The 26004-nt window shown below is 34.4% G+C and carries 25 protein-coding genes and 1 other RNA gene; 14 read left to right on the top strand and 12 right to left on the bottom strand.

Translation table 11 applies throughout. The features are described from left to right. The first annotated feature begins 3 nt into the window (after positions 1-3). The 3 genes from clpP to lon are packed head-to-tail and all read left to right on the top strand — an operon-like array spanning position 4 to position 4379. A complete protein-coding gene (gene clpP / locus CAI20_RS00230) occupies positions 4-630 on the top strand; it encodes an ATP-dependent Clp endopeptidase proteolytic subunit ClpP (protein WP_007301999.1) in 627 nt (208 codons plus the stop codon). Beyond that, positions 630-1907, top strand: a complete 1278-nt coding sequence (gene clpX, locus CAI20_RS00235) for an ATP-dependent Clp protease ATP-binding subunit ClpX (protein WP_007302000.1) — start codon at positions 630-632, stop codon at positions 1905-1907. Before clpP ends, clpX begins: the two co-directional genes overlap by 1 nt. 15 nt (positions 1908-1922) lie before the next feature. Next, positions 1923-4379, top strand: a complete 2457-nt coding sequence (gene lon / locus CAI20_RS00240; RefSeq protein ID WP_149168627.1) for an endopeptidase La — start codon at positions 1923-1925, stop codon at positions 4377-4379. 99 nt (positions 4380-4478) lie between these two features. Here the strand turns inward: lon and CAI20_RS00245 are convergent, their stop codons facing one another. Together CAI20_RS00245 and CAI20_RS00250 are read right to left on the bottom strand one after the other, a co-directional pair. Continuing rightward, complete coding sequence (locus CAI20_RS00245) at positions 4479-6035, bottom strand: penicillin-binding transpeptidase domain-containing protein (RefSeq protein ID WP_149168628.1); 1557 nt, start codon at positions 6033-6035, stop codon at positions 4479-4481. Between the two features lie 20 nt (positions 6036-6055). After that, positions 6056-6826, bottom strand: coding sequence for a polysaccharide deacetylase family protein (locus CAI20_RS00250; RefSeq protein ID WP_149168629.1), 771 nt, complete (start codon positions 6824-6826; stop codon positions 6056-6058). Positions 6827-6946: 120 nt separating this feature from the next. Between CAI20_RS00250 and CAI20_RS00255 the strand changes: the two genes are divergently transcribed. The 6 genes from CAI20_RS00255 (at position 6947) to CAI20_RS00280 (ending at position 12083) form a co-directional block, all read left to right on the top strand. After that, complete coding sequence (locus CAI20_RS00255; protein ID WP_149168630.1) at positions 6947-8458, top strand: YifB family Mg chelatase-like AAA ATPase; 1512 nt, start codon at positions 6947-6949, stop codon at positions 8456-8458. A 77-nt stretch (positions 8459-8535) separates the two neighbouring features. Next, positions 8536-8973 (top strand): hypothetical protein, encoded by a 438-nt coding sequence (locus CAI20_RS00260; protein ID WP_149168631.1) that lies wholly within the window; start codon positions 8536-8538, stop codon positions 8971-8973. A 232-nt stretch (positions 8974-9205) separates the two neighbouring features. Beyond that, positions 9206-10390 (top strand): cell division protein FtsZ, encoded by a 1185-nt coding sequence (ftsZ, locus tag CAI20_RS00265; RefSeq protein ID WP_149168632.1) that lies wholly within the window; start codon positions 9206-9208, stop codon positions 10388-10390. Further along, a complete protein-coding gene (locus tag CAI20_RS00270; RefSeq protein ID WP_019236656.1) occupies positions 10390-10788 on the top strand; it encodes an EVE domain-containing protein in 399 nt (132 codons plus the stop codon). The genes ftsZ and CAI20_RS00270 overlap by 1 nt, the downstream gene beginning before the upstream one ends. Further along, entirely contained in the window at positions 10782-11240 is a 459-nt protein-coding gene (gene ybeY, locus CAI20_RS00275) for an rRNA maturation RNase YbeY (protein ID WP_007302008.1), read from the top strand. Before CAI20_RS00270 ends, ybeY begins: the two co-directional genes overlap by 7 nt. A gap of 54 nt (positions 11241-11294) precedes the next feature. Next, entirely contained in the window at positions 11295-12083 is a 789-nt protein-coding gene (locus CAI20_RS00280) for a succinate dehydrogenase iron-sulfur subunit (protein ID WP_149168633.1), read from the top strand. A gap of 3 nt (positions 12084-12086) precedes the next feature. On the opposite strand, the gene CAI20_RS00285 is transcribed toward CAI20_RS00280, so the two are convergent. The 4 genes from CAI20_RS00285 to CAI20_RS00300 are packed head-to-tail and all read right to left on the bottom strand — an operon-like array spanning position 12087 to position 15519. After that, entirely contained in the window at positions 12087-13223 is a 1137-nt protein-coding gene (locus CAI20_RS00285) for a hypothetical protein (RefSeq protein WP_019236658.1), read from the bottom strand. A 35-nt stretch (positions 13224-13258) separates the two neighbouring features. Continuing rightward, a complete protein-coding gene (locus CAI20_RS00290) occupies positions 13259-14050 on the bottom strand; it encodes a GNAT family N-acetyltransferase (RefSeq protein WP_149168634.1) in 792 nt (263 codons plus the stop codon). Beyond that, positions 14040-14522, bottom strand: a complete 483-nt coding sequence (locus CAI20_RS00295; protein ID WP_149168635.1) for a phosphatidylglycerophosphatase A family protein — start codon at positions 14520-14522, stop codon at positions 14040-14042. Before CAI20_RS00295 ends, CAI20_RS00290 begins: the two co-directional genes overlap by 11 nt. A 19-nt stretch (positions 14523-14541) precedes the next feature. Further along, the gene (locus tag CAI20_RS00300) at positions 14542-15519 is read right to left on the bottom strand and encodes an NAD(P)H-dependent glycerol-3-phosphate dehydrogenase (RefSeq protein ID WP_149168636.1); all 978 of its coding nucleotides are present in this window, start codon (positions 15517-15519) and stop codon (positions 14542-14544) included. A gap of 323 nt (positions 15520-15842) precedes the next feature. Here CAI20_RS00300 and CAI20_RS00305 point away from each other — a divergent pair, with 323 nt between their 5' ends. Beyond that, the gene (locus CAI20_RS00305) at positions 15843-16613 is read left to right on the top strand and encodes a response regulator transcription factor (RefSeq protein WP_007302014.1); all 771 of its coding nucleotides are present in this window, start codon (positions 15843-15845) and stop codon (positions 16611-16613) included. Positions 16614-16968: 355 nt separating this feature from the next. Here the strand turns inward: CAI20_RS00305 and rnpB are convergent. Next, an RNA gene (gene rnpB, locus CAI20_RS00310) (RNase P RNA component class A) lies at positions 16969-17317 on the bottom strand. A 157-nt stretch (positions 17318-17474) separates the two neighbouring features. Further along, a complete protein-coding gene (locus CAI20_RS00315) occupies positions 17475-19706 on the bottom strand; it encodes a hypothetical protein (protein WP_149168637.1) in 2232 nt (743 codons plus the stop codon). Between the two features lie 255 nt (positions 19707-19961). Here CAI20_RS00315 and nuoE point away from each other — a divergent pair, with 255 nt between their 5' ends. From nuoE to CAI20_RS00330, 3 genes are all read left to right on the top strand, one after another. Beyond that, positions 19962-20462: an NADH-quinone oxidoreductase subunit NuoE gene (nuoE, locus tag CAI20_RS00320; RefSeq protein ID WP_007302017.1), complete on the top strand. Its 501-nt coding sequence runs from the start codon at positions 19962-19964 to the stop codon at positions 20460-20462. Continuing rightward, positions 20463-21674: a tRNA guanosine(34) transglycosylase Tgt gene (gene tgt / locus CAI20_RS00325; protein ID WP_007302018.1), complete on the top strand. Its 1212-nt coding sequence runs from the start codon at positions 20463-20465 to the stop codon at positions 21672-21674. It abuts the gene before it with no gap. Positions 21675-21777: 103 nt separating this feature from the next. Continuing rightward, on the top strand, positions 21778-22095 hold the full coding sequence (locus tag CAI20_RS00330; protein ID WP_019236662.1) for a WD_0736 family protein: 318 nt from the start codon (positions 21778-21780) through the stop codon (positions 22093-22095). Here CAI20_RS00330 and CAI20_RS00335 read toward each other — a convergent pair. Then, positions 22092-23366 carry a M16 family metallopeptidase gene (locus CAI20_RS00335; protein ID WP_149168638.1) on the bottom strand — a complete coding sequence of 425 codons (1275 nt, stop codon included), beginning with the start codon at positions 23364-23366 and terminating at the stop codon, positions 22092-22094. The genes CAI20_RS00330 and CAI20_RS00335 overlap by 4 nt on opposite strands. A gap of 1 nt (position 23367) precedes the next feature. Beyond that, positions 23368-23976, bottom strand: coding sequence for a superoxide dismutase (locus CAI20_RS00340; RefSeq protein ID WP_007302021.1), 609 nt, complete (start codon positions 23974-23976; stop codon positions 23368-23370). Positions 23977-24110: 134 nt separating this feature from the next. Here CAI20_RS00340 and CAI20_RS00345 point away from each other — a divergent pair, with 134 nt between their 5' ends. After that, positions 24111-24641, top strand: a complete 531-nt coding sequence (locus tag CAI20_RS00345; RefSeq protein ID WP_007302022.1) for a hypothetical protein — start codon at positions 24111-24113, stop codon at positions 24639-24641. Between the two features lie 553 nt (positions 24642-25194). Here the strand turns inward: CAI20_RS00345 and CAI20_RS06515 are convergent. Together CAI20_RS06515 and rsmD are read right to left on the bottom strand one after the other, a co-directional pair. Further along, entirely contained in the window at positions 25195-25341 is a 147-nt protein-coding gene (locus CAI20_RS06515) for a hypothetical protein (protein ID WP_164819305.1), read from the bottom strand. An 87-nt stretch (positions 25342-25428) separates the two neighbouring features. Then, positions 25429-25977 carry a 16S rRNA (guanine(966)-N(2))-methyltransferase RsmD gene (gene rsmD / locus CAI20_RS00355; protein ID WP_007302024.1) on the bottom strand — a complete coding sequence of 183 codons (549 nt, stop codon included), beginning with the start codon at positions 25975-25977 and terminating at the stop codon, positions 25429-25431. Positions 25978-26004 lie beyond the last annotated feature (27 nt).

Genomic DNA, 26004 nt, shown 5'->3' on the forward strand with positions numbered 1-26004 from the left:
GGTATGACTCTTATACCAATTGTAGTTGAACAAACTAGTCGCGGTGAGCGGGCTTATGACATATATTCAAGGCTAGTAAAAGAAAGAATAATTTTCGTAACTGGCCCTATTGAAGACAACATGGCCAGCGTAATAGTAGCACAGCTTTTATTTTTAGAATCGGAAAATCCCGATAAAGACATTTGTATGTATATTAACTCACCAGGTGGTGTTGTAACTGCTGGTTTGTCGATCTACGATACAATGCAGTATATAAATCCAGACGTTTCAACTTTGTGTATAGGTCAAGCTGCATCTATGGGTTCTTTGTTGCTTACAGCTGGTGCGGAGGGTAAACGTTACTCGCTACCTCATTCAAGAATTATGATACATCAGCCATCTGGTGGTTATCATGGGCAAGCAACTGATATAGAAATACATGCTAATGAAATTTTGCGAGTTAAGAAAAAATTAAATCAAATTTATGAAAAACATACTGGAAATTCACTAAAAAAAATTGAAGAAATGATGGAAAGAGATAAATTCATGGATCCTGAAGAAGCAATGAAAACTGGCTTAATTGACAGAGTAATAGCTGAGCGTAAAGATATGAAGATTGAAAATATTAAAGTTAAACAAAAGGTAGTTTAATGGATAACAATAATGATTTACACTACTGTTCTTTTTGTAACAAGGCACAAAACGAAGTAGATAAATTGATTACTAACTCTTCAGATGGTTTAAAGGTGTTCATTTGTAATGAATGCATAGAGTTATCCCATAAAGCAATAAGTCAAAAGAAAGAGAGAGCTTTTAATTCAGATCATATATCTGATATGAAGCTATTACTAAAGAAACCTGAAGATATAAAAATTTTTCTTAGTAAGCATGTTGTAGGTCAGGAACATGCGCAACACGTTCTATCTGTGGCTATGTATAACCATTGTCAATCCATGGTGCAACTTCATTCTATAAGTGATATTGAAATTGAGAAGTCAAATATAATGCTTATTGGCCCTACTGGTTCTGGTAAGACTTTGCTCGCAAAAACACTTGCTAAAGTTTCAGATGTGCCATTTGCTATGGCCGATGCGACAACTTTGACTGAGGCAGGTTATGTAGGTGATGATGTAGAAAGCGTGTTGTCACGTCTATTACAAGCTGCAAATTATGATGTTGCAAAGGCACAGCATGGTATAGTGTTTATCGATGAAATAGACAAGATTACAAGAAAATCTGAAAGCACTTCAATAACCCGTGACGTTTCAGGTGAAGGGGTCCAGCAAGCTCTGCTTAAGATTATGGAGGGTACAGTTGCTTATGTTCCGCCACAAGGAGGGCGAAAACACCCGCAACAAGAGTTTATACAAGTAGATACTAGTAATATACTATTTATTTGTGGAGGAGCTTTTGAAGGCCTAAATAAAATTATTGAGGCAAGAAAAAAGGGAACATCAGTTGGCTTTGGAGCAGATATAAGTCAGTCTAAAGCACAAAAGAAAAAAAATGCTTTACGCGATGCTCAACCTGAGGACTTAATCAAATTCGGTTTGATACCCGAATTTGTAGGACGAGTTCCAATAACTGCTGTTCTAGATGAGCTGGATCACGAAGATTTAATACATGTGTTGACAGAGCCAAGAAATGCGCTAGTAAAACAATATAAAGCATTGCTTGCATTTAGTAAAGTAAACCTTGAGTTTTCAGATGAAGCAATATCAGCTATTGCTAAAAAAGCTATAAGCTATAAAACAGGTGCAAGGATGTTACGTGCTATCTTAGAGTCACTTTTGCTTGATGTTATGTATATATCCGGCAACGGAGGTTTTGAAGGTAGCACTATAACGGTTACTAAGAAAATGGTAGAATTAGGCAAAGTGACGATTAATCATAATAATAAGGGTAGTGTTATAACGGTTAATGATTAATTTGAGGCATATATTATGAGTATTGGACGTGCTGTAAACTTTAATTCTACTGTATTACCAGTATTACCTCTAAGAGATGTAGTAATTTTTCCAAATATAATGTTGCCTTTATTCGTAGGTAGAGAAAAATCTGTTCATGCACTAGAGTATGCAATAAGTAGCAGTAGTCACCAAAACGAGATTTTTCTCATAGCACAAAAAGATGGTTCTATTGATAATCCAGAGCCAGAGAATCTTTATGAAGTAGGTGTGTTAGCAAACATTATACAACCATTAATAAAACTGCCTGACAATGCAGTAAAAGTCATGATTCATGGGGTAAGAAGGGGAAGAGTTATAGAATATATTAGCTCTCACACTTTGTTAGAGGCCAGAGTAGCGTTAGATGGTCATTATGAGTATGGAGAAAATGAAGATAATATTGATTTAGAAGCTTTAAGGCGTTCTGTTATAGATGCATTTGACAATTGGTGTAAACTAAGCAAGAAAAGTCGGCCCGAGATTATTATTGACCCCATTGATCAAGTTAAAGAGGTTAATCAAATTGTAGATATGATAGCTTCGTACTTAAATATAAAGGTATCAGACAAGCAAAACATACTTGAAGTTTATAACCCAAAAGAGCGTTTAAAAAAAGTTTTTGCTCTTATTGAGAGAGAAATAAGTATTTTGAGTGCACAAAACCGCTTGTATAAGACAATTAAATCACAGGTTGAAAGTACTCAAAAAGTTTACTACCTTAATGAGCAATTAAAAGCTATACAGAAAGAATTAGGTGAGTTTGAAAATGGAGATGAAGGGAATATACTCAATGAATTTGAAAAAAAGATAAATGAAACAAAGCTTTCTGAGGAAGCAAAAGAGAAAGCCATAACTGACTTAAAGAGATATAAGAAAATGAATCCCATTTCTCCTGAAGCAACAGTTATATCTAGTTACTTGCATTGGTTGCTTGATTTGCCATGGGGAAAGTACAAAGATGCAAAAATTAACTTAAATGCGGCTAAAAAAATCTTAGATGAAAATCATTATGGCATAGAGAAAGTAAAAGATAGAATAATAGAATTTTTAGCAGTATTAAAGAGAGTAAAAGAGATAAAGGGTCCTATACTTTGCTTAGTTGGACCACCTGGTGTTGGTAAAACTTCTTTAGCTAAGTCTATGGCAAAAGCAGTAGGAAGAGATTTTGTTCGCATATCTCTTGGTGGTATACGTGATGAGTCTGAAATACGAGGACACAGGAAAACTTATATTGGCTCAATGCCTGGTAAAATCATTCAACACATGAAAAAAGCTAATTCATGCAACCCGCTTTTCCTGCTTGATGAAATAGATAAGATGGGTTCTGATTCGCGTGGTGATCCTGCATCTGCATTACTTGAGGTTTTGGATACTGAGCACAATAAACATTTTACAGATCATTACTTGGAAGTTGAGTTTGATCTTTCAAGTGTAATGTTTGTAGCCACAGCAAATAGCTTAAATTTACCGCATCCTTTGCGTGATAGGATGGAAATTATACAATTATCTGGGTATACCGAAGACGAGAAGATCAGTATTGCTACACATCACCTTATTCCAAAATTAAAAAAAGAGCATGGTTTGCATCAGAAGGAGTGGGAAATAACCAATGAAGCATTATACGAGTTGATACGTTTATATACACGTGAAAGCGGCGTGCGAAGCATGGAAAGGGAACTTGCAAAACTCATGAGAAAGGCAGTTAAAGCAATATTAACTGATAAAAATAAGAAAATATCCGTAGAGACTGGTAATTTACAAGATTATCTAGGGGTACGTAAGTATACCTTTGGCATTGCAGAAAATGAGAGTTTGGTAGGGATAGTAACTGGTCTTGCCTATACTGAAACAGGTGGTGATATTTTAATGATAGAGTCAGTCCTAATTCCGGGCAAGGGGGAAATAAAATACACAGGAAAGCTTGGAGAGGTTATGCAAGAGTCTATAAAAGCTGCGTATAGTTATGTGCGATCAAATTGTTTATTTTTCGGTATAAAACCCGAAAAATTTCAAAATAATGATATACATTTGCATGTACCTGAGGGTGCTGTACCAAAAGATGGTCCCTCTGCTGGCAGTGCAGTATGTACATCTATTGTTTCTCTTATGACAAATATACCAGTTAACAAAAGTGTTGCTATGACAGGTGAAGTAACATTGCGTGGTAGAGTGTTGGCTATTGGGGGTTTGAGAGAAAAATTGCTTGCTGCGCTAAGAGGATCAATCAAAACTGTGATTATACCAAGTGAAAATGAGAAAGATATGCAAGAGATTCCTGCAAATATAAAAGAAGAAATCAATGTAATTTTTGCTGAGAATATTGATGAAGTTATAAAAGTTGCTTTGATGCACCCTATTACTTCAATTGATGATAATAACGAAATTAGTGTGTCTACCTCCATAGAAAATAAGGATAATACCTTCCCTTCATCAGAAACATTAAAGCACTAAATTGAAAAGGTTTATGCAATTTTCGTTTCTTTTTTTTAACCTCAAAGCTCTGATTTGAATATATAAATTACAAGTAACATATATGGCAATTTCATAAGTTCATTTTTCAAGCATATATTGCAATATCTCACTAGCAATTGCAACATCTTGGCGTGGAGTTTTACCATGTTCTATAAACACTGAGATTGCATAGCGCGGATCATGGTAGGGGCCATAAGCGATAAACAATTTATGACTTTCACCTTTAGAGTTTATCTCTGGTGTTCCGGTTTTGCCAGCAATTTGTATACTGCCTAGTCCTTTTCTATAGTTAGAATTCACCACGTCAAACATAGCTTTTCGAACCACACTAAGATGCTCATGATTCACATCAATATCAAGAAAGTCTTGCCCTGATTTACTCATCTCAATGTGGGGAATTACCTCCTTTCCTGTTGCAACCCTCGCTGCAAGAACTGCAAGCTGTAATGGCGTTGTAAGTAAATACCCTTGTCCTATAACTAAGTTAATGGTATCACCTAAATACCACTCTGAATATAGCTTGCGTGCACGCCAATCCACATCAGGCAACAATCCCGGAGCTTCTTCCTTAAACATTCCAATTAATGGTCCACTTCCTATACCAAATTTGCTAGCCATTTCTAGTAGAGAATCTACATTTATTTTTTTTCCTATATTATAAAAGTAAGTGTTGCATGAGAAGGCCATTGCCTCGTTTAAAGATACATATCCATGGACTTTGCTTTTTAGGCAACGAAATTTTCGTTCACCTATTTTCATATAGCCCCTACACGAGAACTTTTCTTCTGGTGTTATTATTCCATCTTTTAAACCCGCAAGCGCATCTATTATTTTAAATATTGAACCAGGTGGAATTTGATATGATAATGCACGGTTTACAAGCGGTAATGAAGGATTGTTTAAATTTTTCCAAGTTTCATTTGATAATCTGCTAGTGAAAAGATTATTATCGTAAGAAGGTGAATTATATAATGCTAAAATTTCTCCGTTATTTACATCAATTACCACTGTGGAACCTTGGTGATCTTTAAATATCTCTGCAATTTTCTTCTGTAAATCAACATCAATTGTCAGCTGTATATCTTGTCCATCTTGCTGCGGTATGCTAGATAACTCTCTCATGATACGCTTCTTAGAATTTATTTCCTGCTCAGATTTTCCGGTCTTGCCTTTTAATACATGATCATATGTATATTCAATTCCACTAACCCCTGCTTCATTTATGTCTTGCTGTTTTTTTGTATATCCGATTATATGAGAACATATCGAACCAAACGGGTAATAACGTTTATAAAGAGCAGTTATTTTTGTATCTGATGATTTTGTTGTATCAGGTTTAATTTCTGATAACATCTGCAAATCAACTTCCCTAGTAAAGGTTTTTTGCCCATCAAATAAAACAATATACGAAATTTTGTTTACTGCGAGTTCAACGCTATTCCTATCCAAAATCCTGCCTCGTTTAGGCACAATAGTAACAACTTTTATCCTATTATTATTGGATAGCACTTCATATTTTTGTCTATCTCGTACTTGTAAAGTATACAACCTATAACTAAAAATAGCAGAAATAGTAAGCTGAATACCACCTAATATGAATGCCCTGCGGTTGAAGACCTTGTTTTTTGTCCACATAGAATTCCTTTAGAACGCACTCATTCTCCTTTTATTGACACATTTCTAGCTTTCACTACATCACAAACCCTTTCTTCCCACTCACTTAAGGTAACAAGTTTGTAACCCGATTTTTTTAGTATTTCAATAATCTGAGATAAAGCTTCAACTGTATTTGATTTGTTATCGTGATCATGGAACAATATAATCGCTCCATTATGTACATTGCTTAAAACTCTTTCAACCAGAATTTCTGATTTATCGCCTTGCCAGTCCAGAGAATCAACTGTCCATAATATGGAATACATATTTAATCGATTAGTATTTTTGATCAAATTATCGTTATGACATCCATATGGTGGACGAAACCATTTTACATTCTGTTCTGTTGCATTTTTAATTGCCACATTTGTCTTTTCCAGTTCTTGCAATTGCTCCTCACTTGAAAGTGATGTCAACTTCCTATGCGACCAAGAATGATTACCTAATTCATGACCTGCTTTATGGATTTTGTTTACTATTTCAGATGTTTTTTTATTTATACGCTCACCAAGCACAAAAAATGTCGCTTTTGTTTCATTGCTCTCCAGAATATTAATAATATCTCCTGCTCTATTATAAGACGGTCCATCATCAAACGTAAGTGCAACGAACTTATCTTTGTTATTCAATAATTTCTTTATATTACTTAAATTTCTATATGATAGATCCAAATCACAACTGAGCCCACGATATGGTAAGTTAAAGTTACAATCACTACAGAAAACTGCGCTTGAATATAGCAAAAGAAAAGCGATTATTCTTATAAACATATATAATCAGCAAAGTGATAGAGTACTACACTTTTTTGCTAAATTAAACCACTTTTAGCAGCTACTGTTTACTTCGTTACTTTGTCAATATATTATATTAATAACTTTATATAATATAGTATGATTGCAAATATAAATACCGTTGCTCTTCAGGGAACCAGCACAGTAAATATTAATGCACAAATTCACATGGCAAATGGTATTCCAGCTTTTAATATTGTTGGACTGCCGGATAAAACTGTTGCAGAATCCAGAGAGCGTATCAGAGCAGCGTTAAATTCAATCAATCTTCTGTTACCTCCAAAAAGGATTACGGTTAATCTTTCCCCTGCGGATTTGCTTAAAGAAGGTAGTCATTATGACTTAGCTATTGCTGTTGGATTACTTGTTGTAATGAGTGTGATACCAGTTGAAAAAGTTCAGTCTTATATAATTATGGGCGAGCTTGCACTAGACAGCAGAGTCATACCAATCTCAGGAGTACTTCCAACAGCAATCAATGCAAAACAGTCAAATAAAGGAGTAATTTGCCCAAGGGGAAATGGAATAGAAGCTTCATGGGTAAAGAATGTTTCTATTCTAGCTATAGAGAAATTAACCGATATTATCAGACATTTTAAGGGTGAGCAGTTAATTCAGCCGGTAACTTTTAACTATAGCGCTGCACCCAAAGAAAAAAATTCAGTTCCAGATATAAAGGATATTAAAGGTCAAGTTGTTGCAAAAAGAGCAGCTGAAATTGCAGCAGCAGGTGGACACAATATGCTTCTTGTTGGACCTCCTGGTACTGGAAAATCAATGCTTGCTAAGCGATTTATAGGGCTATTACCTGATTTGACTGAGCAGGAGATGATTGATGTTAATATTATCTCTAGCATAACAAAAGCCGGTAACGAAACATTTAAAGTAACTCGTCCCTTTCGTGAACCTCATCATTCATGCTCCATGCCAGCGATGATAGGAGGAGGAAAAAATGCAAAGCCTGGGGAAATCACCATGGCTCACAATGGTGTGTTATTTCTTGATGAGCTACCTGAATTTCCAAGGCTTGTACTTGATTCTCTACGTCAACCACTTGAAGATAGAAAAGTAACTATCGCAAGGGCAAATGCTCACATTACTTATCCAGCTAATTTTCAACTTATAGCTGCAATGAATCCCTGCAGGTGCGGTTATTTAGGTGATGTAAGCAGATCGTGCAATAAAGCTCCAAAATGCGGCACAGATTATAGAAATAAAATATCAGGACCTTTGCTTGATAGAATAGACATATGCATTGAAATGCCAAATGTTAGCATACTTTCTCCTGAAATCTCTGTGGAGGGAGAAAGTACCGAGGCTATAAGAGGAAGGGTGATAGCAGCGAGGAAAATTCAAACTGAGCGTTATAGTAAATTTAATATTCGTTGCAATGCAGAAGTCAGTGGTGAAGCATTAAATAAATTCACTGAACCAGATCAGGAAGGGTTAGAATTGCTAAAATACGTACTGAAAGAAAATTACATTTCCAATCGAGGCTATACACGCGTATTAAGAGTCGCAAGAACCATTGCAGATCTTGTAAAAAGTGAAGAGGTAAAGAAAGCACACATTGCAGAAGCGCTGAATTACAGAATAAGAATGTATAAATAAATTAATTTACTTGACAGGTAACTCTTTTTTGCCGCATACTATCCTTAGTGAAATTTTAATATTTTAGGAGTATAGTTATGCCGATAGTAGAAAAAATCAAAAGTAAAGCTGGAGACGTTTATGGTAAGGGTTGTGATTTTGTAGAAAAACATCCGTATAAAACAGCTGCTACTTTTGCAGCAATTGCACTAGTAACTTCACTTACAGCTGCTTATTTCTTAAGTCCAGCTTATGCAACTTTTGTTGGTACAGTTGGAACAAAGGCTGCAACACTTGTTAGTCCTGCTATTACTGCAATGTCTGCATTTGCAGTTGCTCATCCGCTCATTGCTAGTTTGGTGATTGTTGCTGCAGTAGCAGCTTTAATAACTGCACCTGTGTATGCATATATGAACAGTAGTAAGGCAAATCAAATTGAGAAAGCAGGTAAATTGCTTAATTGTGAACAACCACAAACCCAATTAGACAAGATCAAACAAGTACTTGGGGTACAAAAAGGAACTGCGAAAAGCTAGTAGCAGTTTTCAATAAAAAGGGATAGGCTTCTATCCCTTTTTCACAATTTTTTTTTGCATTCTAAGTAGTGCTGTTTGAAAGCCTGCAATTATTATACCTACTGATTAACAATGTTAAGAATAAGTAAATCTTGTTTACTGTTTGCGTATGTCAAAATGAAAAATGTTTGCATATTGTTAAAAAAGCAGTAACTTGTTATCAAGTGAATTCACTAATATTTGAGTAATTTAAATGTCAATTGACCTTAGTTTACCAGAATTACCCATATTGCACCCAAGGATTACCGTTGTGGGAGTGGGTGGTGCTGGCGGGAATGCTGTAAACAACATGATTCAATCCAATTTACAAGGAGTAAATTTTGTTGTAGCAAATACCGATGCTCAAGCGTTAGAGAAGTCATTATGTGATAAAAAAATTCAACTTGGTATTAACTTAACTAAGGGCCTTGGTGCTGGTGCTTTGCCTGATGTTGGTAAAGGTGCAGCAGAAGAATCAATTGATGAAATTATGGAGCATATAAAAGATAGCCATATGCTCTTTATCACAGCAGGGATGGGTGGTGGTACTGGAACAGGTGCTGCACCGGTAATTGCAAAAGCAGCCAGAGAAGCAAGAGCGGTAGTTAAAGATAAAGGAGCAAAAGAAAAAAAGATACTGACTGTTGGAGTTGTAACTAAGCCGTTCGGTTTTGAAGGTGTGCGACGTATGCGCATTGCAGAGCTTGGACTTGAAGAGTTGCAAAAATACGTAGATACACTTATTGTCATTCCCAATCAAAATTTATTTAGAATTGCTAACGAGAAAACTACATTTGCTGACGCATTTCAACTCGCCGATAATGTTCTACATATTGGCATAAGAGGAGTAACTGATTTGATGATCATGCCAGGACTGATTAATCTTGATTTTGCTGATATAGAAACAGTAATGAGTGAGATGGGTAAAGCAATGATTGGTACTGGAGAGGCAGAAGGAGAAGATAGGGCAATTAGTGCTGCAGAGGCTGCGATATCTAATCCATTACTTGATAATGTATCAATGAAAGGTGCACAAGGAATATTGATTAATATTACTGGTGGTAGAGATATGACTCTATTTGAAGTTGATTCTGCAGCAAATAGAGTGCGTGAAGAAGTGGATGAAAATGCAAATATAATATTTGGTGCTACTTTTGATCAGGCGATGGAAGGAAGAGTTAGAGTTTCTGTTCTTGCAACTGGCATTGATAGCTGTAACGACAATTCATCTGTTAATCAAAACAAGATCCCAGCAGAGGAAAAAAATTTTAAATGGCCTTATAATCAAATTCCAATATTAGAAACAAAAGAATATGCTTCAACTGAGCAAACAAATGAAAGAGTTAAGTGGGGCAGCAATGTTTATGATATACCAGCTTATTTAAGAAGAAAAAAATAATGCAATTTTGGCTACTAAAGTCAGAACCAAGTGAATACTCGTGGCAAAAAATGGGAAAGGAGCAGGTGACGCAGTGGAATGGTGTATGCAATTATCAAGCTCAAAATTACATGAGAGCTATGAAATTAGGCGATCTTGCATTTTTTTATCATACAGGTAAAGAGAGAGTTATACTTGGAATAGTTGAAGTATTAAAGGAGTATTATCATGTTTATAATTCCAAATTTGGACTAGTGAATGTAAAATTTTTGAAACCTTTAAGTAACCAAGTGACGTTAAACAGTATAAAACAAAACCCACTTTTGAAAAATATGGTTATATTAAAACAATCACGTTTATCAGTTTCTCCAGTTTTAGAGACTGAGTGGAATGAAATAATAAGGATGAGCGAATGTTAGAAGTGAGCATTCTTGATAAGAGGTGGCATAGTATTACGAAGGACCCACAGAGTTTTGTATTAAATATTATTAATGCTTCTCTAAAAGAATTAAAAATAGATCATTATAAACCAAATATATCAATAGCTCTCGCTGATGATAACTTGCTACATCAACTTAATCTTAAGTTTAGAGAAATAGATAAGCCAACTAATGTACTATCATTTCCATGCGAACAGTTATCTAGTGAATGTGATCTAGGAGACATAGCAATTGCAGTAGATACAATAGAAAGAGAGTCTCATGAGTACTGTATATCTATCCTCACTCACACTGCACACATGTTAGTTCATGGATTGCTGCATTTACTTGGCTATGATCATCAAAAAGAAGATGAAGAAATTATAATGAAAAGTTTAGAGAGCAAGATTTTAGCTTTGCTTGAATTTGAAAAGGAAAAGTATGGTAGATAATACCAAAATATGTTATTTACAAAAAAGGGGTTTTAGCTGTAAAAGGTAAGCAATATGGTTCAGTTTTCTTTACCAAAAAATTCTAAAGTTAATAAAAAGGGCAAGGTTTATCCTACTCCTACTGGAGCAAAAAATATTAGAAGATTTCAAATTTATCGTTGGTCTGCTGATGATGATAAAAATCCAAGAACAGACACATTTTTTATCGATATGGATAATTGTGGCCCTATGGTACTTGATGCATTAATAAAAATAAAGGATGAAATAGATTCAACCTTAACTTTTAGACGCTCTTGCAGAGAAGGAATATGCGGATCTTGTGCAATGAATATTGATGGTACCAACACTCTTGCATGCACTAAATCTATACATGATATAAAAGGTGAAGTAAAAATATATCCACTACCTCATATGTATATAGTAAAGGATCTAGTTCCAGATCTAAGCCAATTTTATGAGCAATACAAATCGATTAAACCTTGGTTACAAACAGATAAATCTGCCTTACAAAATAAAGAATACTTTCAATCTCCTGAAGATAGAAAAAAATTAGATGGTCTGTCTGATTGTATACTATGTGCTTGCTGTTCGACTGGTTGCCCAAGCTATTGGTGGAATGGTGATAAATTTTTAGGGCCAGCGGTATTACTGCAAGCTTATAGATGGATTGCTGACAGTCGTGATAATAAGAAAGAAGAAAGACTTGCTTCTTTAAACGACCCATTTAAGTTGTATCGTTGTCATACAATAATGAATTGTACAAAAACCTGCCCGAAAGGGCTTAACCCAGCAAAAGCGATAGCGAAAGTAAAACAGCTTATGGTAGAGAGAGAAGGAATTTGAGTGTTATTTCTGGCACTCTTCGTAAGAAAATAGTAGACCCTCTGAAGCATAGGGTATTGTTAATACTCTAAACGTTCTTCCATTCATGAAATGTATTGTTTCACCATATGATTCCAGTAATCTTTTAAACAACTCATGTCTTTGATTATTAATAGTTTGAAAATCCTTTTTTCCTAAAAGCTTTTTAGATTCAAATAGGTGAAGCATAATCTCGTGATAAGTTGGATAAGACTCCAAAAATTTTGGATCAAACTGAAAAGTTTTTATAAAAGCATTATTATAAAATTTTAGCTTTTGATTCTTACTATATATCGCTACAGCAATCGATAGCTTCTCAAGCAAACTTTCTTGTGCAGCTAAACAATTGCTTAGCTCAGTATGTAATTTTTTTTCATCACTAATATCTTTTCCATACATTACTATGCTATTAGAATTTTGCACTGGAACTTCAACAAAATTAAAAACCTTAGGTTCGTTCTTGTAAGTTATTACACACTCTCCTGGTTTTACGTTATAGGAGCCACTCGCAACAGTAAATTTTTTAGAGCTGCCTATATATTTATCATAAAATAAGTTATAAAACCTTACTTTTTTATTCTTATTGTGCTTCAGTATTGGAAATGGTAAAGAGTCAAAAATTTTTTTATAGTTCTCCAATTCTCGCATAAGCTTACTATTTTCTAACTCAAGTTCATTAGCTTTTATCTTATAATCGGAGATATTCCTTATCCATAACAACACACCAATCACATTATTAGAATAATCTATTATGCTTTTACCATAACATGTGCAATAAACCTCACTGTCTTTTGACTTTAAATCTAGAGTAAAAGATTTATTTATTTCCTTTGCCTCAGCAAAACTTTTAATTAAGCTTTCTGATTGCTCAAAAAAATTTACAAACTCATTAAATGAATAAAAAACAGTATTAAGCAAAATTAGTAAATTGGGAGAAAATTTTTCTATACGTTTTTTTGCGTCCCAAATATAAAATCCATCATTCACAGTATCTATTAAATTATTTATGATAACATTTTGATGTTGTAAGTCCTTAATTTTATTACTAATTTTTAATTTAGAATATGAGAAAAAGAAGAATACTAGAATTAGTAGTAAAACTATTTCATACAAAAAAAACATGGCATTCCAAAACAAATATAAAAATTTGTAACCTCTCAGCAAAGAGATTGTACTGAAGAGGTATATAAGTGAAGATTGCCAAATACCCTAAAGCCTAATCTCTTATAAAGGTTTACAGAAGATTTCATGCAATGTGCTACTATGTATTTGCATTCAAATTGCCTAGCTATCTTTATTCTTTCTAGAACCATTTGAGTTCCTATTCCACGACCCCTGTAAATTGGTAAAACTCCATCGCTATAAAAACCAGCTATGCTGTCTTGAATATAAAGACCGCATGTTCCAACAATTTCGTTATTTAGCATTACAAGAAAAAATCTTAACCTTGAGCTCTTATCATCATAATTCGATAATTGGCGAAAAAACGTGCTAACAATACTAATTCTATGATAAAAAATTTTAGAAGTGTGTAAATCTAATTGCTCTAAGAGCTCACTACTATTTACAACATTGAACTTCAAATTTGGAACAGCATCATCAGGCAAAAAATAATCTTTTATATTGAGTAAAACTTTTTTTGGTGCGTTAACGTGTTTTATTTCGCATTTTTCTAAAATATCCCCTATTTTTATACGTGGACTTATTATCCATGTTGCTTCTATATTTCGTGCTTTGAGATAATCTAGAGTTCTGCATATGGAAAGCTCAGTACATTGATCTTCACAAAACACAAAATTAAATAACGATTCTCTGGTACCATTTACTGTAAATATAACATTATCAAATTCGTCATGTATTTCCCACTTGGACAAATTCGTTGCATAAAGTATATAATCCTTTAGGTTCTGAATAATTAAGCTTGAATAACAAATTTTTTTATTCTGCATAAATCAACAATAAACAATAAAAGGCTCCTATAAAAACAAAGGCTAAAATTGCAGCTACAACATCATCTAGCATAATACCTAAAGGACCTTTTGTATTTTTATCAATCAAATTTATAGGCCACACTTTTATTATATCAAAAAACCTAAAGGAGAAAAAGCACACCAACAATACAGAGCTATTCATTTCTTGTTCTAATAATATTGAAACTAGAAGTACTGTCAGCAATTGACCAACTACTTCATCAATTACTACCTCTTTTGGATCATGCGGAGCTTTGTAATGTTGTATATAATTGCCTGTAGACCATAATCCAACTAAGAATAAAAAAAAAATAATTGCTGTACCTAAAATTCTGTCATTGAGTAATATAGGAACAATTGGGTAAGCAGCCAAGCTGCCTATAGTACCTGGTATGTGTTTTACCGTGCCAGATAGCCACCATGTTGATATTAATTTATATAAAAATTTCACAATATACCGAAATATAAAACTAATTTACAAGAACAGAAATAGTATCTTCTATAGAAGTATTTTCATATAGCAATCTATAGATCGCTTCACATATGGGCATTTTTATCTTTAGCTTTTCTGCTAAATCAAATGCAGACTTAGCAGTGTTAAAACCTTCAATTACCGACTTACCTTCTGATAAAATCTGCTGAGCACTAGAACCATTACTATTAGCTACTTTAGATCCAAAAGATAGATTTCTTGAATTTAATGATGTGCATGTCACAATCAAATCGCCTAAGCATGCTGGTCCAAGTAGTGTATTTATATCTACATTGCCGTCACCAACTTTTGCTGAGTATAAAGCCTTAATTTCACTCATACTTTTCGTAATTAATGCTGCATGAGCATTAAACCCAAACCTACCTAGAACAACCCCACATGCTATAGCAAAAACATTCTTTAACGCTGCACAAACCTGTATTCCTATAACATCGCTACTAAGGTACAATTTAATATTTTCTTGCTGTAGCTCTGATACTAATTTTAAACCTAATACTTCATTTTGACATGCAAGAACCATCGAATATGGTAATTTTCTTGCAACTTCTATAGCAAAGCTAGGACCAGAAAAAACAGCAAGAGGATTATTAGGTAAAACTTCATTGACTACTTCACTAGGTAATTTTAATGTAGATTTTTCTATTCCCTTACAAGCCAAAATTATTGCTACATTTTTTTTTAGGTTACAATCATTCAATTGATGACATATCTCCCTTAGAGACTGAGTGGGAACAGCTAGAATTATTACTGAAGCATTCACTGCATCTTCAATAGCTAATTTTACTGATACATTATCAGAAATTGGACAATCAGGTAGCTTGTCACTTTCTCTTTTCTCTTTAATTGATTCAAATATGGCCTTATTGCGAGTCCACAAAATTACATTTTTCTTACCACTTAATGAAATCGCAATTGCTGTACCCCATGCGCCAGCACCTAAAACTGATATTACCACTCAATATTCCCGAAAGTATTACTTATAATTTAAAACTGTAGAATAAGTAAATTAAAAATATAACATAAAAGTATAAAATAGTTTAAATATCTATTAACCTAAGTATTCTTTTAATAAAAATAGCTTCTATTCAATATTTACTAAAAATAGTATTATTATAGTATATCTATTGTATTTTAGATCTATTTGTATAATTTTGGAACGACACATTAACTATTAATTAATAAGTGTAATTTCTATTATTCATTAATAAAAATTTGATTTGTTACTTTCCTTGGTTATATATATTACTAAAATTATAAATTATTTATGGGGTGTAAAATATGCGTATATTATTAATTGAAGATGATCAAGTAAGTGCAAGGACTGTAGTTAATGCCTTAACTTCTGATGGACATTTTTGCGACGTTGTTACTTCTGCACAAGATTATAACAATAATATGGTTTCCTCGGGTGGAGACTGTTACGATCTAGTTATTCTAGATATACACCTGCCTGGTGATATTGATGGATATGATATACTGTTAAGATTAAGAAGTGCAAAAATCAAAGTTCCTGTTTTAATACTTTCGTGTATCTCCGCTGCCAACCATAAAGCTAAAGGACTTGGGTATGGTGCCGACGATTACTTAACCAAGCCATTTCACAAGAGCGAATTATTAGCTCGAATTAAGGCCATAGTCCGACGTACTAAAGGCCATCCCGAATCAGTGATAAAGATTGGTAATATGAATATCAATTTTGATCACAGGATTGTTGAGGTAAAAGGCAAAACAGTTCACCTTACTAACAAAGAGTATTCCATGATAGAATTGCTGGCATTGCGTAAAGGAGCAGTGTTGACAAAAGAAATGTTTTTAAACCATCTTTACAATGGCTTGGACGAACCTTCAGACAACAAAATAGTTGATGTTTTTATGTGTAAATTACGTAAAAAACTTGAAAGTGCAAATGACGGAATAAGCCACATAGAAACCGTTTGGGGTAGAGGATATGTTCTAAAAGAGTATGTTGACGATGAAGAATACTCTAGTGTTAATATAAGCGAAAGCAGTAGTGACTATCAAGCAGAACAAGTCAAGGACAGCGCATGAAATGCTTTATTTACTTGTTGATTGAAGAAGCGAAAAGGTAGATTTAGTAAGATAAAAACTAATCCTAAAAGTGAGGTAACGTGGTCAGTCTTTTAGAACTTTACAAAGATTTGCAACAAAAGATAGAAAAGTTGGAAGCGGAGCTAAAAAGTTATAGGTAAGAAAGTAAGGCTTTAGAGATAGAGAATGACTAGTTAAAGGAAAAGCTCGGTTAAAATTCAAGCTTTGTTAAGTTCAAAAGGAAATAAAATAAAGAGATAAGCCAAGAAGTAAAAGGAATATAGGTGGTCAAATTGAGCGTACAGGGTATGTGAAATGTTTGATACATTTACATAGTATGGCTGACATTCATGCATTGCCTAGATGAAATATAAGCCGAGTTCTGTTTATGTAGCTATTTATCTGGAGTAAATGTTACCATTTACTTCGTGCGATTTACCCGAGTAGATATGAGAAAAACATAAAATCTACTTCTATTTAATCTTGCTCCTAGTGTTGGTTACTTGACTACCAATGTTGCCATTGTTATGGTGTGCTCTTACCACACCTTTTCACCCTTACCTAATAATATTTAGGCGGTAATTTTCTGTAGCCCTATAACTGGAGTTACCTCCGGCGGGCGTTACCCGTCACTACCTTTTCTTGGAGCTCGGACTTTCCTCTGCTGTGTTTATCACACAACAGCAGCTACTTATTGCACCTAGGAATTATACTTTAACATTAAAATCATAAAAGCAAAAGAAAATTTCCTAACAGTCTACATACTAAAAACATTCAGACAAATAGCTAAAGGTGATATTCCGGTACATCATCGCTATCCCAAGATAAGCTTTTTTCACTTTTAGACTCTAGCTCAGTCAGTCAAGATCCTGGTCCACCGCTTGAAGACGATGAGCTACTTCTTGACCGACTACTACTCTCCACCGATATACTGTTTAGCACTGTTTCAGATTGATCCATAGTTCGCATAGATATATGTCTCATTCTGTTATTAGCGATAAAAATTTCTTCATCGCTATTGCCACTTGAAGATGATCGCCTTCTATCATTGAAATTAGTTAGTTCTAACACAGGGGCAGAATTACGACCCTTAACATATTTGTATGTTATGAATCCTATAATTCCAGCAATACTTATTATCGCTCCAACCAAAGACCCACCTATCATTCCTGCCCTATTAGACTCTATAGCAAGCTGAGCGGGCTGTGGTGAAGGAGTAGTTTGAGGAAGTAAAGTTGTAGTGAACAAAGGAGTTGTTACCTTTGTTCCAGTATTTGATATAGTGGACACTGTTTGTATAGTTGCCTCTGAGTTTGTTGTTGTCACATTAGTTGGCATTGTAGTAATCATAGTCGCTTGTGAGGTCGCAATAGTTTCAGCTACTGTTGTTGGTTCTGATGACGTACTCATCTTAGTTGTTAATTCTGTTAAAGGCTTACTCATCGTAGTACTGCTTGCTGTAAAAGTTGACTCAACAGTCGCTGCTGTAGATTTTACAGTACTTGTCTCAGTTTCCGAAGGCACACTAGTTGACGTTGTAGCAACTGTGGTCGCTTGTGGAGTAGTAGTTGTTTTTGCTACTGTTGTTGGCCCCACTGTTACTGTACTTGTTTGAATTGTTGACTCTGTTGAAGGCCTACTCGTTGTAGAAGTAGGTGCAGTGGTAGTTGATGCTACTGTTGTTGACTCCACTGTTACTGTACTTGCCTGAGTTGTTGACTCTGTTGAAGATTTACTCATTGTGGAAGTTGGTACAATGATAGTTGATGCTTCTGTTGTTAATTTGGTAGTCTTTACAGTGTCGGTTTCTGTTGTGCTAGTAATTGCAGCAGTCGTCGTTTTCTTAGAAGTCACAACCGTCTCTGTAACAGTTATAGGAGCCACAGTACTGCTGGAAATAATACTAGGCATCAATTGGCCGTTAATGATATTAACAAAATCACTGAGAGCTTTGATACTGCTTGTCGGTATTATCGTTGCTTCAGAAGATTTTCCAGAGCTCTCTCTATTAAAAGTTATAATACTCTCTCCACTTACCGCAGTGACGATAAAACCTCCTTGACCATTGTCTTTAACATACAATTGTTCTATAGGATCTTCACATTCACAAACAGTAAAATTTGATTTTGGTCCTCTCTTAGCAAGCCTTGCTAAATGCAATTCTTGCGTATTAGAAGATTGTTTTTTCGCAAGAAAAGCAACTAAATCATCACCTTCAGTTCGTCTTACATACTGTAAAAAGTTTATTTTTCCTGGATTATAGATAGTAGATGGTGCTATATTTAATTGGCCGCTTTTATTACCAAGCAAAAAGTCATTAGCTCCCTTTCTATCTTTCAGATTCTGAACTACTTCAGCCACATCAAATTTAAAAATGTTTGTTCTTACTTCTTGATTTTTAGTAATCTTTCTCATCTGTGCATAAAGCATCGTATTTTCATCTAGTACTAATTGCCCTGGATTGTCAAATTTGAATAATTTTCTTTCTATAATACCTGCTTTTCCAGGTAAAGCTCTGAACTTTCCATCTACTTTTAATTCTAAGTACCAAGAAACTAAAATTTGATCCTTTAAGTTATGAGCAATTACAATGACATTACCATTACCAACTTTTACTGCTTTTGGTTGAAAGTAACTATTGTCTTCATTTGCAAGATTATTTATATCAATGTTCTTGTACAATTTTACTTTTCCTACGTATTCAACTAAGGGAACATTAGTTGAATGCTTGATTTCGTAAGTGTTGAATGTTAAGCCTTTGATGCACTTTCTTTCTTTGTTAGTTTCTTCTGTAGGAAAAATAACTCCAACTTTATCTACTTCAGCTGAATTTTCTATTAGTGTGGGAGATAATTGGCCCTTGAATTCATTTGCTACGTTGACACATGTATCACACTCGTATGTTTTCGATTGATATAATGGACTAATAAGTAACTTTACTCTACTGCTTCCATTGCCGTTATCTTGATAGCTGAGTCCATAAGTAACTCCATTTCCTTCAATCAACCCTACGTTTACTGGGTTAAAACCTATCGCTTCTTTAACTTTCAGTGTAGTTGTATTAACTCTAAATAATCTACTTAATATAGACATAATTATATTTAAAATTTTAATAAAACGCTATTATGATTATTTCTATATGTAACGTCAATAAAATTTTAACTAAAATTAAGAAATTAATACCTTTATAATCTGCAAAGCGAAATATGGAAAATGAGTAGCAGTAAAGAATTCACAAATTGAATGCACCCACTCTACAGATATAATATTGTAGAGCTCAAAAAACCAACAATTGCAATTGTTAACTCTTCAAGTATAATTTGTTGAGATTTACACGAACTTTATTAGATGAAAGAGAAAGAAGAGCAGTTTAGTTTTACATCAGACAACCTCAGAAAAGCGAAAAAGTCTATAGAGATGTATCCTAAAGGTAGAGAAGGTAGTGCCGTCATGCCTTTACTATACCTGGTTCAAGAACAATGCGGATGGGTTCCTGAATCTGCCATGCGCTACGTTGCTGACATGCTTCATATTCCACATATTCGCGTGTATGAAGTGGCAAATTTTTATACCATGTATAATTTAAAACCAGTAGGTAAATATCTCATACAAATTTGTAGAACAACTCCTTGCTGGTTGTGCAATAGCGAAGAAGTGTTAAATACCTTTAAAAAGAAACTAGGAATCAATATCGGTGAAACTACTAAAGATAATCTATTTACTTTAAAGGAAGTTGAATGTCTTGGTGCATGCGTTAATGCCCCTGTGGTGCAGATCAATAATGACTTTTATGAAAACCTCACTCCTGAAAAAGTGGAAAATATCATAGCAGAACTTTCAAGTAAATAGATGGAAAAGTTCTCGTTTAGGATAACTAAGCAATCAGGTTCTGCAAGAGTTGGAACGATCAAAACTCCAAATGGAAGTATAGAAACACCAGCATTTATATTTTGTGCAACCAAAGCTGCTATTAAAGCTGCAGATATCGAGAGAATCAGAGAAGCAGGTACTCAGATAATACTTTCCAACACCTATCACCTAATGCTCCAACCGGGAGAGGATACTGTGGCAAAGCTTGGTGGCTTGCACAAGATGATGGGATGGAGTGGGCCAATGCTCACTGATTCTGGTGGATACCAGATATTTAGTTTAGGGCACGGGTCAGTTTCGGAAGAAATAAAGGGAATAAGACAGAAGCAAAAAACTCTGATCAAAATTAACGAGGATGGGGCAATTTTTCGTTCTTACATAAATGGTAAAACTTATTGTCTAACTCCTGAAAAGTCGATACAAATTCAACAAAAATTAGGTGCAGATTTAATCCTAGTTTTAGATGAATGTACTCCATTCCATGTCAGTAAAGAATACACAAGAAAATCAATGCTCATGAGCCATAGATGGGCTGAACGTTCTTTAAATAAGTTTGAAAAAAATAATGATGGCAAACAGGCGCTTTATGGAATTAGTCAAGGCGGAGTGTATCAAGATTTGCGTAGAGAAAGTTGTGATTTTATCAACGATTTGCCATTTTTTGGTCAAGCAATAGGTGGATCACTTGGTCAAAGTAAAGAGCAGATGTATGATGTAGTTTCCTTTACTATGGAACATTTAAAAAAAGATAGGCCTACTCATTTGCTTGGTATTGGTGGAATTGTAGACATTTTTCGTGGAGTAGAGCTTGGAGTTGATACATTTGATTGCGTGCATCCAACTCGCCTCGCAAGACATGGTGGCGCGCTTGTTAAAGTAAAAAACAGAGATTCTATTTCTTCAAAGCGTAAAGAGCATATTAATTTGCGAAATCAACGATTCGAACTAGATGATAACCCAATTGAAAATGACTGTTTGTGCTTTACTTGCAGAAAACATTCAAGAGCCTATATACACCATCTACTGAAAGCTAAAGAGTTGCTGGCTTATACACTCGTTACCATTCACAATGTTTTCTTCATGAATAAGTTGATGGAATCAATAAGACAAGCAATATTGAATGATAGGCTAGATCAGGAAAAAAATAATTGGATTAGTGAAATACCGCTGCATTGTGAACTATATACCTAGTTCATATTTTGTACATGTGCGTTGCATTTTTTAATCTTCTTTAAAAACTTGACAGTACCGTATATATACGGGTATACTAAAAATATAATTTTGTGAGGCATTTATGGTTAAAAATAAAGAAAAACATCAAATAGCGTTTTGCGTTTCAGCCTTTACACTCTTAGCTGGTTTATCATTAATCGCAACTGGAATTGCAGTGGGTACTGTACCTGCTATAGCTTCTTGTTTAGTGATAGGAGGAGTTTTAACTGCCTTGTCTATTGTGCAATCAGTAGAAAGCTATTTATTTTTACAAAACAGCGAAAAAGCTTTCAATAAAATAATTAGTGGTATACGCGATGAACCAGAAAGGAAACTTTTTATAGAAAGGATTTTGCAACCATTCATTGAACTTTTTAGTGAGCATAAGCAACATAATTAAAGTACACTAAGCATAGAAACAACTTTATCGTAACTTGGCAGTGACTTAATTTCTCCAATCGCAGCTAAAGTAATTCTCTCATGCTGAGATAGCAATTCTTCTGCTGCTTTTTTTATATCGTAAATAGTAACAGCACTAATTTTTTCTATTAATTCATTTTTACTGATGTATTTATTATAGTTACCGTAGTAGTGTCCTAATGTTTCAGCACGTGAGCTAACACTTTCGCGTGACATTAAAATTTGAGATTTTACTCGTTCTTTTACTCTATTTACTTCTTCTTCCTTTAAATCATCTGTAGACAATTTCTTTAGCTCTGTCGTTATGGATTTTAAAAGCTTATCTAGATTACTACTATCTGTACCAGCAAAAATCGAAAGCATTCCCGTATCAGCATAGCTAGAGTTGAATGAGTAAATGGAGTAAGCAAGACCCTGCTTTTCTCTTACTTCCTGAAACAGGCGTGATGACATGCCACTTCCCATTATAGAATCAAGCACTTTAAATGTGTGATATTTATTATCATCACGAGAAACACTAGGTAGCCCAATTAACAAGTGCACCTGATCTAATTTACGATGTTCTAAATACTCACCACCGGTATAACTTGCATTCTCGCTTTTTTTTAGCTCTTTTGAATGAATCTTTGAGAGAAAGTCTTTGATTAATTGAACAACCTCCTCATGTTCAACATTTCCTGCAACAGCAAATATAATGTTCTCGCCAAAGTAATGCTCATTTATATAGTTATCTAGATTAGCTCGAGTAAAAGATTTAACAGTATCTTGCGTACCCAAGATTGACCTACCAAATGGTTGATCTTTATAAGCTGCTTCAAAATACTTATCAAAAATGATATCACTTGGTGAATCATTGGTTTGAAAAATCTCTTGTATTACAACACCCTTTTCGCGTTCCAATTCATCCTCTGGAAATGTAGAATTCATTAATATATCTATTAATATATCAATGCCAGTTTTTATATCTTTTTTAAGAACCTTTGCATAATAACTGGTGCTTTCTCTACCGGTGCAGGCATTGAAGGCTCCACCTATATCGTCAAAAGCTTTTGCAATTTCAAAAGCAGTTCTTGTCTTTGTTCCTTTGAAAGCCATGTGCTCTAGGAAATGAGATATTCCATTTTGACTTGCACTTTCAGCTCTACTGCCAACACCAACTCGTATATTTAAAGCTACGGAATCAACTTCATGCACTCGCTCAGTTATTATGCGCAGACCATTATCTAGTTTTGTTACTTGTGGTATATTCATCTTATATATTCTTCTTTAAATTCTCTTCTACAAAATCCCAATTGATCAAATGATCAAGAAAAACTTTTATGTAGTCAATTCTGCGATTTTGGCAATCCAAATAGTATGCATGCTCCCATACATCCATAGTAAGTAGTGGCACCTGGCCATAAATTAGCGGTAGATCCGCATTTGGAGTTTTAGTGATTTTGAGTTTTCCTTTTTCAAGCACTAACCACACCCATCCACTACCAAATTGGCTTACTCCATAATTTGAAAATTCTTCACAAAATTTGTCAAAGCCACCAATATCATCTTGAATTTTTTTTGCTAGAAGACCATCATCTTTAGGTTTACCACCACCATTTTTTTTCATTGAATTCCAATAAAAAGTGTGATTCCAAACTTGTGCTACATTGTTAAAAATAGGAACTGTATTATTATTTCCATGAACTTTCGTTACTAATTCCTCAATTTCCATATGTTGATAATCTGTGTTTTCAACCAGTTCGTTGAGTTTATTTAAATATCCCTTATGGTGCTTATCATAATGAAAATTCAATGTATTTGCAGATATGTAAGGTTCTAAAGCTGCTTTATCATATGGCAACTCAGGTAAAGTAAAACTCATGCTGACCTCTTTATTTTCGATGGTATGTTAATATGTGCTTTTGCGCAACACATAATTTGTAAGATGTTTATTGCAGTTATTCTAAAATGAACTATACTGACAAGGTAATTATTTTTTATTTTTAGAGGGGTAATATGTCAAGTTTATTCAAGAATTTTAGTAGATATGCTAAGTTCGGAGATATTCCTAGAAAAAGCGTTGAAGGTAACGAAGTTCCACAAAATAGTTTCTATAAGTCCGTTTATTATATTAATAGTGTTATTGAGCCAGTGAAAAATGTAGCTTTTGGTAGTTTGAGGTGTCATTCTCTGACTTATCTTACTACTTATACATTAGCTAATATAGCCCTACAACCTTTATATCTAGCATTGGCGTATCTATCATATTGGCCGGCAAAAGGGTTAGCGAAAGTAACAGATGGTTGTGATCTTAAGTACAGTACAAAATCGTTGATAGATTATTCATCCATGTTGTCAGGTAAGGCACGTGTCCATAGTAGTGCATTAGCTCAGTTTGTTAACACAGTTTTGAGTTATGTTGTTAGTGCTGTTATTTGGTCTGCTGCGCTCGTTGTTACGCCACTCGTTTGGACTATTGATAAAGTAGCAAGTAAGTTTAGTGATGCAAACGCTGAAGGTGTTGGTAGTCCTTCTTTGTCAAAATAGATAGCCTACCAAGTGCATGTGAAACCATTGTATCTGTGTGGCAAAATAAAGTAGACGAGATAAAGACACCTATAGAAGCAAGAGGATGTCATGCAAGTAGCTGACACTGGCATCCCGATAGAATGTTGGGGAGTGTTAAATAAACTGTGTCAAACCTCCATTTTATCAATTTATTACTTTACTTCTCGGTTTGACACAGTTTATTTAACACTCCCTTTCGAGCGAGTTCTTTCAATCGAAACACTATATGTACGTTATCATCGTCAATTTCAATGCGTTGAACTAACTTTCTTATTATATCAAGTTTAGTTTCATAGTCTGCTTGATTAAGCTCTCTCAGAGGAAAAACTTTCTACACTGTTTGTGATAAAATCTAATTCTCTCTGTAGACTCTTTTCATCGATAGCTTCTTCCCTTTGATCTCTGATTCCTTTAACTCCTTTTCCATGCTCTCAACTTCTAAGTCATACTTTTCCTTCGTTATATGACCCCTTGCATATACATAAGCTAATTTTTCTATACCTTGTTCTATTTTACTTGCACGCTTTTCAAGTTAATCCTTTGCTTGCGTACTTTCATGTTTTACAAGTCTGAGCTGATATTCCTTAGTCATTGCCTCTGGTTCTTTGAGTACCATCTTCATTTCTTTCCATACTGCTTCTTCTAGTATATCAACTCGTATTGATTTGCTGTTACACACCGTATTCCCACCAAAACGAATTGATTTTTTCTTTCAGTCCTCGGAAAAATCTTACTTAGCTTAGCTATAGATGTTTACAAAAGAAATTCAAGTGAGTGAAGAAAGAAAAATTATTTTTGCAATACCGTAGGTACGCTCCACAATTATATTGAAGTTTTTATTGCACTCAAAACCTTCATTTTTCCTCATTTCTAGAATTATTAACGCATTATCATTTAACCAGCCTGAGTGAGCTAACTCGTCTAAAGTTGAGTTAACCAGATTGATATTATAAGGTGGGTCCATAAAAACTATATCGCACTTTGAAATAGGTCTTGGTAATCCGTTAGCATTGCAACAAATTAACGTGATATCGTTCGTAATTCCAAAATCTTCTGCTGTTTTTTTAGGCAGTTGCAAATTGTAATAATCTGAATCTACCATGAATGCATGTTTAGCACCTCGAGAAAGTGCTTCAAATGAAAAAGAGCCACTTCCGCAGAATAAATCAAGTACATTTAGGTTATAAATAGGTTTTCTTGAAGAAAGTATACTAAATATTGCTTCTCGGACACTACTCATAGTGGGCCGTGCAGCTAAATTCTTGCCTGTAGTTATTTTTCTTCCACGATATTTACCCGCAATAACACGTAACATATAAAACAAGTTCGAAGTTAACTAATT

Source organism: Wolbachia endosymbiont of Chrysomya megacephala, assembly GCF_008245065.1.
Lineage (GTDB): Bacteria > Pseudomonadota > Alphaproteobacteria > Rickettsiales > Anaplasmataceae > Wolbachia.

Coding starts and splice junctions, on each gene's coding strand:
- clpP (WP_007301999.1), top strand. CDS start 4: ATGACTCTTATACCAATTGTAGTTGAACAAACTAGTCGCGGTGAGCGG.
- clpX (WP_007302000.1), top strand. CDS start 630: ATGGATAACAATAATGATTTACACTACTGTTCTTTTTGTAACAAGGCA.
- lon (WP_149168627.1), top strand. CDS start 1,923: ATGAGTATTGGACGTGCTGTAAACTTTAATTCTACTGTATTACCAGTA.
- CAI20_RS00245 (WP_149168628.1), bottom strand. CDS start 6,035: ATGTGGACAAAAAACAAGGTCTTCAACCGCAGGGCATTCATATTAGGT.
- CAI20_RS00250 (WP_149168629.1), bottom strand. CDS start 6,826: ATGTTTATAAGAATAATCGCTTTTCTTTTGCTATATTCAAGCGCAGTT.
- CAI20_RS00255 (WP_149168630.1), top strand. CDS start 6,947: ATGATTGCAAATATAAATACCGTTGCTCTTCAGGGAACCAGCACAGTA.
- CAI20_RS00260 (WP_149168631.1), top strand. CDS start 8,536: ATGCCGATAGTAGAAAAAATCAAAAGTAAAGCTGGAGACGTTTATGGT.
- ftsZ (WP_149168632.1), top strand. CDS start 9,206: ATGTCAATTGACCTTAGTTTACCAGAATTACCCATATTGCACCCAAGG.
- CAI20_RS00270 (WP_019236656.1), top strand. CDS start 10,390: ATGCAATTTTGGCTACTAAAGTCAGAACCAAGTGAATACTCGTGGCAA.
- ybeY (WP_007302008.1), top strand. CDS start 10,782: ATGTTAGAAGTGAGCATTCTTGATAAGAGGTGGCATAGTATTACGAAG.
- CAI20_RS00280 (WP_149168633.1), top strand. CDS start 11,295: ATGGTTCAGTTTTCTTTACCAAAAAATTCTAAAGTTAATAAAAAGGGC.
- CAI20_RS00285 (WP_019236658.1), bottom strand. CDS start 13,223: ATGTTTTTTTTGTATGAAATAGTTTTACTACTAATTCTAGTATTCTTC.
- CAI20_RS00290 (WP_149168634.1), bottom strand. CDS start 14,050: ATGCAGAATAAAAAAATTTGTTATTCAAGCTTAATTATTCAGAACCTA.
- CAI20_RS00305 (WP_007302014.1), top strand. CDS start 15,843: ATGCGTATATTATTAATTGAAGATGATCAAGTAAGTGCAAGGACTGTA.
- CAI20_RS00315 (WP_149168637.1), bottom strand. CDS start 19,706: ATGTCTATATTAAGTAGATTATTTAGAGTTAATACAACTACACTGAAA.
- nuoE (WP_007302017.1), top strand. CDS start 19,962: ATGAAAGAGAAAGAAGAGCAGTTTAGTTTTACATCAGACAACCTCAGA.
- tgt (WP_007302018.1), top strand. CDS start 20,463: ATGGAAAAGTTCTCGTTTAGGATAACTAAGCAATCAGGTTCTGCAAGA.
- CAI20_RS00330 (WP_019236662.1), top strand. CDS start 21,778: ATGGTTAAAAATAAAGAAAAACATCAAATAGCGTTTTGCGTTTCAGCC.
- CAI20_RS00335 (WP_149168638.1), bottom strand. CDS start 23,366: ATGAATATACCACAAGTAACAAAACTAGATAATGGTCTGCGCATAATA.
- CAI20_RS00340 (WP_007302021.1), bottom strand. CDS start 23,976: ATGAGTTTTACTTTACCTGAGTTGCCATATGATAAAGCAGCTTTAGAA.
- CAI20_RS00345 (WP_007302022.1), top strand. CDS start 24,111: ATGTCAAGTTTATTCAAGAATTTTAGTAGATATGCTAAGTTCGGAGAT.
- rsmD (WP_007302024.1), bottom strand. CDS start 25,977: ATGTTACGTGTTATTGCGGGTAAATATCGTGGAAGAAAAATAACTACA.